The 12,170-nt window shown below is 51.4% G+C and carries 10 protein-coding genes, 1 other RNA gene and 1 pseudogene; 8 read left to right on the forward strand and 4 right to left on the reverse strand.

Annotated elements, in window-relative coordinates; translation table 11 throughout:
• Positions 1-26: 26 nt before the first annotated feature.
• The 6 genes and pseudogenes from modF to gpmA all read left to right on the forward strand — a co-directional run bounded on the left by modF (position 27) and on the right by gpmA (position 6,974).
• Positions 27-1,498 (forward strand): annotated as a pseudogene (gene modF, locus QZF50_RS11180) (molybdate ABC transporter ATP-binding protein ModF).
• A gap of 260 nt (positions 1,499-1,758) precedes the next feature.
• Complete coding sequence (galE, locus tag QZF50_RS11185) at positions 1,759-2,775, forward strand: UDP-glucose 4-epimerase GalE (protein ID WP_001265443.1); 1,017 nt, start codon at positions 1,759-1,761, stop codon at positions 2,773-2,775.
• 9 nt (positions 2,776-2,784) lie between these two features.
• Positions 2,785-3,831 carry a galactose-1-phosphate uridylyltransferase gene (galT, locus tag QZF50_RS11190; protein ID WP_000191518.1) on the forward strand — a complete coding sequence of 349 codons (1,047 nt, stop codon included), beginning with the start codon at positions 2,785-2,787 and terminating at the stop codon, positions 3,829-3,831.
• Positions 3,832-3,834: 3 nt separating this feature from the next.
• Positions 3,835-4,983 (forward strand): galactokinase, encoded by a 1,149-nt coding sequence (galK, locus tag QZF50_RS11195; RefSeq protein WP_000053415.1) that lies wholly within the window; start codon positions 3,835-3,837, stop codon positions 4,981-4,983.
• Entirely contained in the window at positions 4,977-6,017 is a 1,041-nt protein-coding gene (galM, locus tag QZF50_RS11200) for a galactose-1-epimerase (RefSeq protein WP_000931389.1), read from the forward strand. The genes galK and galM overlap by 7 nt, the downstream gene beginning before the upstream one ends.
• Before the next feature lie 204 nt (positions 6,018-6,221).
• Positions 6,222-6,974, forward strand: coding sequence for a 2,3-diphosphoglycerate-dependent phosphoglycerate mutase (gene gpmA, locus QZF50_RS11205; RefSeq protein WP_001295305.1), 753 nt, complete (start codon positions 6,222-6,224; stop codon positions 6,972-6,974).
• Between the two features lie 157 nt (positions 6,975-7,131).
• On the opposite strand, the gene aroG is transcribed toward gpmA, so the two are convergent.
• Positions 7,132-8,184, reverse strand: a complete 1,053-nt coding sequence (gene aroG / locus QZF50_RS11210; protein ID WP_001109196.1) for a 3-deoxy-7-phosphoheptulonate synthase AroG — start codon at positions 8,182-8,184, stop codon at positions 7,132-7,134.
• Between the two features lie 315 nt (positions 8,185-8,499).
• Between aroG and QZF50_RS11215 the strand changes: the two genes are divergently transcribed.
• Together QZF50_RS11215 and zitB are read left to right on the forward strand one after the other, a co-directional pair.
• Entirely contained in the window at positions 8,500-8,880 is a 381-nt protein-coding gene (locus QZF50_RS11215) for a YbgS-like family protein (RefSeq protein ID WP_000784351.1), read from the forward strand.
• Between the two features lie 113 nt (positions 8,881-8,993).
• Positions 8,994-9,935: a CDF family zinc transporter ZitB gene (gene zitB, locus QZF50_RS11220; protein ID WP_001471434.1), complete on the forward strand. Its 942-nt coding sequence runs from the start codon at positions 8,994-8,996 to the stop codon at positions 9,933-9,935.
• Here the strand turns inward: zitB and pnuC are convergent.
• From pnuC to QZF50_RS11235, 3 genes are all read right to left on the reverse strand, one after another.
• Complete coding sequence (pnuC, locus tag QZF50_RS11225) at positions 9,932-10,651, reverse strand: nicotinamide riboside transporter PnuC (protein WP_000345401.1); 720 nt, start codon at positions 10,649-10,651, stop codon at positions 9,932-9,934. The genes zitB and pnuC overlap by 4 nt on opposite strands.
• Before the next feature lie 37 nt (positions 10,652-10,688).
• A complete protein-coding gene (nadA, locus tag QZF50_RS11230; RefSeq protein WP_000115295.1) occupies positions 10,689-11,732 on the reverse strand; it encodes a quinolinate synthase NadA in 1,044 nt (347 codons plus the stop codon).
• Positions 11,733-11,980: 248 nt separating this feature from the next.
• Positions 11,981-12,106, reverse strand: a non-coding RNA gene (locus QZF50_RS11235) — RtT sRNA.
• Positions 12,107-12,170 lie beyond the last annotated feature (64 nt).

The raw sequence follows: 12,170 nt of genomic DNA on the forward strand, positions 1-12,170 counted from the left end.
AATCGCTGCACAAAATGGGATATAAAATGTCATCGTTGCAAATTTTGCAAGGCACGTTTCGTCTTAGCGACACAAAAACGCTGCAATTGCCTCAGCTAACGTTAAACGCGGGTGATAGTTGGGCGTTTGTCGGTTCGAATGGAAGTGGAAAGTCGGCGCTGGCCCGTGCGCTGGCGGGGGAACTTCCGCTTTTGAAAGGTGAACGGCAAAGCCAGTTTTCCCACATCACTCGTCTCTCCTTCGAGCAATTGCAAAAGCTCGTCAGCGACGAATGGCAGCGGAATAACACCGATATGCTCGGCCCTGGCGAAGATGACACCGGACGCACTACGGCTGAGATCATTCAGGATGAAGTTAAGGATGCACCGCGTTGCATGCAACTGGCGCAGCAGTTCGGTATTACCGCCCTCCTCGACCGACGCTTTAAATACCTTTCCACTGGCGAGACGCGAAAACCCTGCTGTGTCAGGCGCTGATGTCGGAGCCTGACTTGTTGATTCTTGATGAGCCGTTCGATGGCCTGGATGTTGCCTCACGTCAGCAGCTGGCTGAGCGACTCGCCTCGTTACATCAGTCCGGTATTACTCTGGTACTGGTGCTCAATCGCTTCGATGAGATCCCGGAATTTGTCCAGTTTGCTGGCGTGCTGGCGGATTGTACGTTAGCGGAAACGGGCGCTAAAGAGGAACTGCTCCAGCAAGCACTCGTCGCGCAACTGGCGCATAGCGAACAGCTTGAAGGTGTGCAACTGCCGGAGCCGGATGAACCTTCAGCACGTCACGCCTTACCCACCAACGAACCGCGCATTGTGCTGAATAATGGCGTGGTTTCTTATAACGATCGCCCCATTCTTAATAACCTTAGCTGGCAGGTGAATCCTGGCGAGCACTGGCAAATTGTCGGGCCAAATGGTGCGGGAAAATCGACGTTATTAAGCCTGATTACTGGCGATCATCCGCAAGGTTACAGCAACGATTTGACGCTTTTCGGCCGACGTCGCGGCAGCGGCGAAACCATCTGGGATATCAAAAAGCATATCGGTTACGTCAGCAGTAGTTTGCATCTGGATTACCGGGTCAGCACTACCGTGCGTAATGTGATTCTTTCTGGCTATTTTGATTCGATTGGCATTTATCAGGCCGTTTCGGATCGCCAGCAAAAACTGGTGCAGCAGTGGCTGGATATTCTCGGCATTGATAAACGCACGGCTGACGTTCCGTTCCATAGTCTTTCCTGGGGACAGCAGCGTCTGGCGCTGATCGTCCGCGCGCTGGTGAAACATCCGACATTGCTTATTCTCGATGAACCACTACAGGGGCTTGATCCGCTCAATCGCCAACTTATCCGCCGTTTTGTTGATGTGCTGATTAGCGAAGGTGAAACGCAATTGTTGTTTGTTTCGCACCACGCTGAAGATGCGCCTGCCTGTATTACCCATCGTCTTGAGTTCGTGCCGGAAGGTGACCTTTATCGCTATGCGCTGACAAAAATAAACTGAGTTGGTAATGCTGACTGTGCCGGATGTGGCGTAAGCCCCCTCTCCGGCCTACAGTTCGACGCATGCAGGCATGAAACCGCGTCTTTTTTCAGATAAAAAGCGCAATCATTCATAAACCCTCTGTTTTATAATCACTTAATCGCGCATAAAAAACGGCTAAATTCTTGTGTAAACGATTCCACTAATTTATTCCATGTCACACTTTTCGCATCTTTGTTATGCTATGGTTATTTCATACCATAAGCCTAATGGAGCGAATTATGAGAGTTCTGGTTACCGGTGGTAGCGGTTACATTGGAAGTCATACCTGTGTGCAATTACTGCAAAACGGTCATGATGTCATCATTCTTGATAACCTCTGTAACAGTAAGCGCAGCGTACTGCCTGTTATCGAGCGTTTAGGCGGCAAACATCCAACGTTTGTTGAAGGCGATATTCGTAACGAAGCGTTGATGACCGAGATCCTGCACGATCACGCTATCGACACCGTGATCCACTTCGCCGGGCTGAAAGCCGTTGGCGAATCGGTACAAAAACCGCTGGAATATTACGACAACAATGTCAACGGCACTCTGCGCCTGATTAGCGCCATGCGCGCCGCTAACGTCAAAAACTTTATTTTTAGCTCCTCCGCCACCGTTTATGGCGATCAGCCCAAAATTCCATACGTTGAAAGCTTCCCGACCGGCACACCGCAAAGCCCTTATGGCAAAAGCAAATTGATGGTGGAACAGATCCTCACCGACCTGCAAAAAGCCCAGCCGGACTGGAGCATTGCCCTGCTGCGCTACTTCAACCCGGTTGGCGCGCATCCGTCGGGCGATATGGGTGAAGATCCGCAAGGCATTCCGAATAACCTGATGCCATACATCGCCCAGGTTGCTGTAGGCCGTCGCGACTCGCTGGCGATTTTTGGTAACGATTATCCGACCGAAGATGGTACTGGCGTACGCGATTACATCCACGTAATGGATCTGGCGGACGGTCACGTCGTGGCGATGGAAAAACTGGCGAACAAGCCAGGCGTACACATCTACAACCTCGGCGCTGGCGTAGGCAGCAGCGTGCTGGACGTGGTTAATGCCTTCAGCAAAGCCTGCGGCAAACCGGTTAACTATCATTTTGCACCGCGTCGCGAGGGCGACCTTCCGGCCTACTGGGCGGACGCCAGCAAAGCCGATCGCGAACTGAACTGGCGCGTAACGCGCACACTCGATGAAATGGCGCAGGACACCTGGCACTGGCAGTCACGCCATCCACAGGGATATCCCGATTAAGGAACGACCATGACGCAATTTAATCCCGTTGATCATCCACATCGCCGCTACAACCCGCTCACCGGGCAATGGATTCTGGTTTCACCGCACCGCGCTAAGCGCCCCTGGCAGGGGGCGCAGGAAACGCCAGCCAAACAGGTGTTACCTGCGCACGATCCAGATTGCTTCCTCTGCGCAGGTAATGTGCGGGTGACAGGCGATAAAAACCCCGATTACACCGGGACTTACGTTTTCACTAATGATTTTGCGGCCTTGATGTCTGACACGCCAGATGCGCCAGAAAGCAACGATCCTTTGATGCGTTGCCAGAGCGCGCGCGGTACCAGCCGGGTGATCTGCTTTTCACCGGATCACAGTAAAACGTTGCCAGAACTGAGCGTTGCGGCATTGACGGAAATCGTCAAAACCTGGCAGGAGCAAACCGCAGAGCTGGGAAAAACGTACCCGTGGGTGCAGGTCTTTGAAAACAAAGGTGCGGCGATGGGCTGCTCTAACCCGCATCCGCACGGACAGGTTTGGGCAAATAGCTTCCTGCCTAACGAAGCTGAGCGCGAAGACCGCCTGCAAAAAGAATATTTTGCCGGGCAGAAATCGCCAATGCTGGTGGATTATGTTCAGCGCGAGCTGGCAGACGGTAGCCGTACCGTTGTCGAAACCGAACACTGGTTAGCCGTAGTGCCTTACTGGGCTGCCTGGCCGTTCGAAACGCTACTGCTGCCCAAAGCCCACGTTTTACGGATCACCGATTTGACCGATGCCCAGCGCAGCGATTTAGCACTGGCGTTGAAAAAGCTGACCAGTCGTTATGACAACCTCTTCCAGTGCTCCTTCCCCTACTCTATGGGCTGGCACGGCGCGCCATTTAATGGCGAAGAGAATCAACACTGGCAGCTGCACGCGCACTTTTATCCGCCTCTGCTGCGCTCCGCCACCGTACGTAAATTTATGGTTGGTTATGAAATGCTGGCAGAGACCCAGCGAGACCTGACCGCAGAACAGGCAGCAGAGCGTTTGCGCGCAGTCAGCGATATCCATTTTCGCGAATCCGGAGTGTAAGAAATGAGTCTGAAAGAAAAAACACAATCTCTGTTTGCCAACGCATTTGGCTACCCTGCCACTCACACCATTCAGGCGCCTGGCCGCGTGAATTTGATTGGTGAACACACCGACTACAACGACGGTTTCGTTCTGCCCTGCGCGATTGATTATCAAACCGTGATCAGCTGTGCGCCACGCGATGACCGTAAAGTTCGCGTAATGGCAGCCGATTATGAAAATCAGCTCGACGAGTTTTCCCTCGATGCGCCCATTGTCGCGCATGAAAACTATCAATGGGCGAACTACGTTCGTGGCGTGGTGAAACATCTGCAACTGCGTAACAACAGCTTCGGCGGCGTGGACATGGTGATCAGCGGCAATGTGCCGCAGGGTGCCGGGTTAAGTTCTTCCGCTTCACTGGAAGTCGCGGTCGGAACCGTATTGCAGCAGCTTTATCATCTGCCGCTGGACGGCGCACAAATCGCGCTTAACGGTCAGGAAGCAGAAAACCAGTTTGTTGGCTGTAACTGCGGGATCATGGATCAGCTAATTTCCGCACTCGGCAAGAAAGATCATGCCTTGCTGATTGACTGCCGCTCACTGGGGACCAAAGCAGTTTCCATGCCGAAAGGCGTAGCTGTGGTCATCATCAACAGTAACTTCAAACGTACCCTGGTTGGCAGTGAGTACAATACTCGCCGTGAGCAGTGCGAAACCGGTGCGCGTTTCTTCCAGCAGCCAGCTCTGCGCGATGTCACCATTGAAGAGTTCAACGCTGTTGCGCATGAACTGGACCCGATCGTGGCGAAACGCGTGCGTCATATCCTGACCGAAAACGCCCGCACCGTTGAAGCTGCCAGCGCGCTGGAGCAAGGCGACCTGAAACGTATGGGCGAGTTAATGGCGGAGTCTCATGCCTCTATGCGCGATGATTTCGAAATCACCGTGCCGCAAATTGACACTCTGGTAGAAATCGTCAAAGCTGTGATTGGTGACAAAGGTGGCGTACGCATGACCGGCGGCGGATTTGGTGGCTGTATCGTCGCGTTGATCCCGGAAGAACTGGTGCCTGCCGTACAGCAAGCTGTCGCTGAACAATATGAAGCAAAAACAGGTATTAAAGAGACTTTTTACGTTTGTAAACCATCACAAGGAGCAGGACAGTGCTGAACGAAACTCCCGCACTGGCACCCGATGGTCAGCCGTACCGACTGTTAACTTTGCGTAACAACGCAGGGATGGTAGTCACGCTGATGGACTGGGGTGCGACTTTACTTTCCGCCCGTATTCCGCTTTCCGATGGCAGCGTCCGCGAGGCGCTGCTCGGCTGTGCCAGCCCGGAATGCTATCAGGATCAGGCTGCGTTTCTGGGGGCCTCTATTGGTCGTTATGCCAACCGCATCGCCAATAGCCGTTATACCTTTGACGGTGAAACCGTGACGCTTTCGCCAAGTCAGGGCGTTAACCAGCTGCACGGCGGCCCGGAAGGGTTCGACAAACGTCGCTGGCAGATTGTGAACCAGAACGATCGTCAGGTGCTGTTTGCCCTGAGTTCAGATGATGGCGATCAGGGCTTCCCGGGTAATCTCGGCGCGACGGTGCAATATCGTCTGACCGACGATAACCGTATCTCTATTACTTATCGCGCCACAGTTGATAAACCTTGCCCGGTGAATATGACTAATCACGTCTATTTCAATCTTGACGGCGAGCAGTCTGACGTGCGCAATCACAAGTTGCAGATTCTGGCGGACGAATATCTGCCGGTTGATGAAGGCGGCATTCCGCACGACGGCCTGAAATCTGTCGCCGGAACGTCTTTTGATTTCCGTAGCGCCAAAATCATCGCCAGTGAGTTTCTTGCCGACGACGATCAGCGCAAAGTGAAAGGTTACGATCACGCATTCTTGTTACAGGCCAAAGGCGATGGCAAGAAAGTGGCGGCGCATGTCTGGTCAGCAGATGAAAAATTGCAGCTGAAGGTCTACACCACCGCTCCGGCTCTGCAATTCTACTCCGGCAACTTCCTCGGCGGCACGCCATCAAGAGGAACTGAACCTTACGCCGACTGGCAAGGCCTGGCACTGGAAAGCGAGTTTCTGCCGGACAGCCCAAACCACCCTGAATGGCCGCAACCGGACTGCTTCCTGCGTCCTGGCGAAGAGTATTCCAGCCTGACGGAATATCAGTTTATTGCTGAGTAGCACCTGAAGCCCTCGTAATGAGGGCTTTATCCTTATATTGCTCAAATCACCAGCAAACACCGACATATTTGCAACTCAATATTCACAACAACCTTACACTGCGACACTATTTTCGCTATGGTTATGCGTAAGCATTGCTGTTGCTTCGTCACGGCAATATAATGAGAATTATTATCATTAAAAAATGATTTGAGGAGTAAGTATATGGCTGTAACTAAGCTGGTTCTGGTTCGTCATGGCGAAAGTCAGTGGAACAAAGAAAACCGTTTCACCGGTTGGTACGACGTGGATCTGTCTGAGAAAGGCGTAAGCGAAGCAAAAGCAGCAGGTAAGCTGCTGAAAGAGGAAGGTTACAGCTTTGACTTTGCTTACACCTCTGTGCTGAAACGCGCTATCCATACCCTGTGGAATGTGCTGGACGAACTGGATCAGGCATGGCTGCCCGTTGAGAAATCCTGGAAACTGAACGAACGTCACTACGGTGCGTTGCAGGGTCTGAACAAAGCGGAAACTGCTGAAAAGTATGGCGACGAGCAGGTGAAACAGTGGCGTCGTGGTTTTGCAGTGACTCCGCCGGAACTGACTAAAGATGATGAGCGTTATCCGGGTCACGATCCGCGTTACGCGAAACTGAGCGAAAAAGAACTGCCGCTGACGGAAAGCCTGGCGCTGACCATTGACCGCGTGATCCCTTACTGGAATGAAACTATTCTGCCGCGTATGAAGAGCGGTGAGCGCGTGATCATCGCTGCACACGGTAACTCTTTACGTGCGCTGGTGAAATATCTTGATAACATGAGCGAAGAAGAGATTCTTGAGCTGAATATCCCGACTGGCGTGCCGCTGGTGTATGAGTTCGACGAGAATTTCAAACCGCTGAAACGCTATTATCTGGGTAATGCTGACGAGATCGCAGCGAAAGCAGCGGCGGTTGCAAACCAGGGTAAAGCGAAGTAAACGTCATTCGTTTAAAATGAGAAAGCCGACTGCAAGTGAGTCGGCATTTTTGTTGCTAACAATGGAGCACATTGCCTGATGCGACGCTGCGCGACTTATCAGGCCTGTGGTGATTCATCGGATACGCCACTCTGACGGCGCATCCGACAATTAAACCTTACCCGCGACGCGCTTTTACTGCATTCGCCAGTTGACGTAACAGAGCATCGGTATCTTCCCAGCCGATGCAGGCATCGGTGATGCTCTTACCGTAGGCCAGCGGCTCCCCGCTCTCGAGGCTCTGATTGCCTTCCACCAGATGGCTTTCCACCATCACGCCAATAATGGCCTTTTCGCCACCGGCAATCTGCTGGCAAACGTCAGCACAAACATCCATCTGCTTTTTGAATTGTTTGGACGAGTTAGCATGGCTGAAATCGATCATCACCTGTGCTGGCAGGCCTGCTTTGTTCAGCCCTTCTTTCACTTCAGCAACGTGCTTCGCGCTGTAGTTAGGCTCTTTACCGCCGCGCAGAATGATATGGCAATCGCCGTTACCGCTGGTATTCACAATCGCCGAATGCCCCCATTTCGTTACGGACAGGAAGCAGTGCGGCGCACCGGCGGCATTAATGGCATCGATAGCCACTTTAATCGTACCGTCGGTGCCATTTTTGAAGCCGACCGGACAAGAAAGCCCTGATGCCAGTTCGCGGTGCACCTGCGATTCGGTGGTACGTGCGCCAATTGCGCCCCAGCTCATCAGGTCAGCGAGATATTGTGGGGTGATCATATCGAGAAACTCACCTGCCGCTGGCAGACCGCTGTCGTTAATATCAAGCAGCAATTTACGGGCTATACGCAGACCGTCGTTGATCTGGAAGCTATTATCCATATGCGGATCGTTAATCAGCCCTTTCCAGCCCACCGTGGTACGCGGCTTTTCAAAATAGACGCGCATTACGATTTCCAGCTCATCTTTCAGCTCTTCACGCAGCGCCAGCAAGCGAGTGGCATACTCTTTTGCCGCGACAGGATCATGAATTGAGCATGGGCCAATCACAACCAACAGGCGATCATCATTACCTTTCAGGATCTTATGGATCGCTTTTCGGGCATGGGCAACCGTATTCGCGGCATTTTCAGTAGCGGGGAATTTTTCCAGCAATGCGACAGGAGGAAGTAACTCTTTGATTTCTTTGATGCGTAAATCGTCGTTCTGATAATTCATGTCTGTTCCAGTGTTGCCATACTTATCTTAGTGAATGCAATACTTCCAATCTATATCTTCCGTCAGAATGTGTAAACGGGGTTTTACACTATGAACGGATTAATCCTGGAATTAGCAAGAAAAACGCCAGATTGTCGCGAAAAACGAGATCTCTCCTACAATTTCTAACTGTAACTCCTTTGTTTGTTAATTATTTCAAGATTCTCTGCTGCGTTTCATAACCTGGCTGAAACCTTAAACCAATGCCTTATATTCACCTGCAAATGCACTGTTGGAAGAGGTTATCCGACATAACGACCATAACAGGAGCATCCTATGAAAATGACAAAACTGGCCACATTATTTCTGACTGCCACTCTAAGCCTTGCCAGCGGTGCCGCACTGGCTGCCGATAGCGGAGCGCAAACTAATAACGGCCAGGCAAACGCCGCAGCTGATGCGGGCCAGGTAGCCCCTGACGCCCGTGAAAATGTCGCGCCAAATAACGTCGACAATAACGGGGTAAATACCGGTTCTGGTGGCACAATGCTGCATTCGGATGGTTCTTCAATGAACAATGACGGAATGACCAAAGATGAAGAGCACAAGAACACCATGTGCAAAGATGGTCGCTGTCCGGATATCAATAAAAAGGTACAAACCGGTGATGGCATCAATAATGATGTCGATACCAAAACCGACGGTACCACGCAGTAACCCTGCAAAATAGCCAATAATGGGAGAGCGGAGTCTCTCCCTTTTAATTTTTCACTTCTAAAAGCAGTATGATGTCATAAAGTTAAGTGAGAATAATTAAGGGATGACTCGTCATGGCGCACTCACACTCACACACGTCCTCACACCTGCCAGAAGATAATAATGCTCGTCGCTTGTTGTATGCTTTCGGCGTGACTGCCGGGTTTATGCTGGTAGAAGTCGTTGGTGGTTTTCTTTCTGGTTCTCTGGCATTGCTGGCCGATGCGGGTCATATGTTGACCGATACTGCCGCCCTGCTTTTCGCCCTACTCGCCGTGCAATTTTCACTTCGTCCTCCCACCATTCGCCACACTTTCGGTTGGCTAAGACTGACCACGCTCGCGGCGTTTGTGAATGCCATAGCCCTCGTGGTAATTACCATTTTGATTGTCTGGGAGGCGATAGAACGCTTCCGCACGCCGCGTCCGGTCGAGGGCGGCATGATGATGGCAATTGCCGTGGCTGGGTTGCTGGCAAATATACTTTCTTTCTGGTTACTTCATCACGGCAGCGAAGAGAAAAACCTCAACGTACGAGCAGCGGCACTGCATGTGCTCGGGGACCTGCTGGGTTCGGTTGGGGCTATTATTGCCGCGTTGATTATTATCTGGACTGGCTGGACACCTGCTGACCCCATTCTCTCGATACTGGTGTCGCTTCTGGTTCTGCGTAGCGCGTGGCGACTGTTGAAAGATAGCGTGAATGAATTACTTGAAGGTGCACCGGTATCGCTGGATATCGCTGAACTGAAGCGTCGTATGTGCCGGGAAATCCCGGAAGTCCGCAATGTGCACCATGTACATGTATGGATGGTAGGCGAGAAGCCGGTGATGACGTTGCATGTGCAGGTGATCCCGCCACACGATCACGATGCCTTGTTGGATCAGATCCAACACTACCTGATGGATCACTATCAGATTGAGCACGCCACCATTCAGATGGAATATCAACCTTGTCATGGGCCAGACTGCCACCTGAATGAAGGGGTGTCTGGCCATTCACATCATCACCATTAATGGGACAGCGCGCGTGAGCCTCTTTCACGTGCGCTGTTGATCCACATCCGGCTGCCGTTGAGCGCAATAAAGGTCAGGATGATGTACTCCAGAGACATGGCGTAAACGCCCTGAAGTGCAAAAATAACGACGCTAATCACGTTAATAATCACCCACAACAGCCAGTTTTCCACATACTTACGCGTCATCAGAATCATTGCCACGATAGATAACACCATCATGCATGAATCCCAGAACGGGAAAGCGTCCGGTTGCAGTTCAGGCATCACAACCTGTAATCCTAATGCTTGCATGATCATGACTGCCAGGCGGGTCAAAAATGCAAACACCGGATTGATAAATACCGTCATCAGACCAATCGAAACAACGCAAACCGCCAACCAGCTGAGTGCCTTCGGCAATGGCAACCAGCGAATTTTCAACTCCGCCTCGTTCTGACTGGTTTGTCGCGACCACGCATACCAACCGTAAATATTCGCGGCAAAGAAAAACACCTGTAATAGCAGGCTGGCATACAGCTGAATCTGAAAGAAAATAATGCCAAACAAGGTGACGTTGATCAGGCCAAAGAAGTAGTTGCTGATCTTCTCCAGACTGGCAAGGCCAATACACAGCAACCCGGCGATCGTGCCTACCGCTTCGATCCATGAGAGATCATAACCGCCTGCCCCTATTGGTATATGTACCAGGATATTCTGCACACTAAAAAAATCCATCTTTCCCCCAAAGCGTAACGTTACGCCTTATTATTCGTTATCCACGTAGTGTAGCCGCAAAATCCAGCATACGATTGAGCGGCACCAGCGCCCTCTCTCGCAGCCTTTCATCAACATGAACCTCGTGATTGCTTCCTTCCTGTTCTAATGCCTCTGCGATGGACTGAAGGCCATTCATGGCCATCCACGGACAATGCGCGCAGCTGCGGCAGGTTGCACCCTCACCTGCGGTTGGTGCTTCCAGTAACTCTTTATCTGGCACTGCCTGCTGCATTTTGTAGAAAATGCCCCGATCGGTTGCCACGATAAGCCGCTGATGTGGCAATGTTTTCGCAGCAGCGATCAGTTGACTGGTGGAACCGACCGCATCCGCCATATCGACAATAGCTTGTGGTGATTCTGGATGCACCAGTATGGCAGCATCCGGGTATTCTTCTTGCAAGCGGGTTAACGCCTGAGTCTTAAATTCATCATGCACAATACAGGCACCCTGCCAGCATAGAATGTCTCCACCCGTCTGTTTTTGCACGTAACGCCCCAGATGTTTGTCGGGTGCCCAGATGATTTTTTCACCCAAACTATCAAGATGATCAATAAGTTCGACGGCAATGCTTGAAGTTACCACCCAATCTGCGCGCGCTTTTACCGCAGCAGAAGTGTTGGCGTAGACGACGACAGTACGATCGGGATGGGCATCGCAAAATGCGTTAAATTCTTCAACAGGGCAGCCGAGATCCAGTGAACATTCAGCCTGAAGTGTCGGCATCAGAATTGTTTTTTCCGGACTGAGAATTTTGGCGGTTTCTCCCATAAATCTCACCCCAGCGACTAACAAAGTAGAAGCGGGATGCTTTGCACCGAAGCGCGCCATTTCCAGAGAATCAGAAATACAGCCACCGGTTTCTTCTGCCAGTTGTTGAATTTCGGGATCGGTATAGTAGTGGGCAACCATCACCGCATTACGTTCTTTTAGCAGACGTTTTATCTTCTCGCGGTAATACGCTTTTTCATCAATGCTTAACGGCGTCGGCTTCGGGGGGAAAGGATAAATCGCCGTGTCTGGATCAAACATTACGCTCATCTTACCATCTCGTTTTACAGGCTTAACGTTAAAACCGACATTAGCGTAATATTCGCTGTTATCGGTGTAATTTGTTTTATATGCTAAACAAGATAGTCGAATGGTGGGGAAAAGTCACTCGAATTACGCCTAATTCCACCGACGTAGAGTTGCTTGCACAGTAAGCTCTGACGATGTCATCAGGTTTACAAAGTGAAATTGAGGATGCCTGAATAGCAAAAAAGCGCCTTTAGGGCGCTTTTTTACATTGGTGGGTCGTGCAGGATGACTCGCTTCGCTCGCCCTTCGGGCCGTCGCCGCGAGCGGCTCCGTTGTTTCGCTGCGCTCAACTCAAACCTGCTGCAGGTTCGAATCTTTGAGTATCGCAGATAGCAAAAAAGCGCCTTTAGGGCGCTTTTTTACATTGGTGGGTCGTGCAGGATTCGAACCTGCGACCAA

The organism is uncultured Escherichia sp., assembly GCF_948475835.1.
Taxonomy (GTDB): domain Bacteria; phylum Pseudomonadota; class Gammaproteobacteria; order Enterobacterales; family Enterobacteriaceae; genus ECMA0423.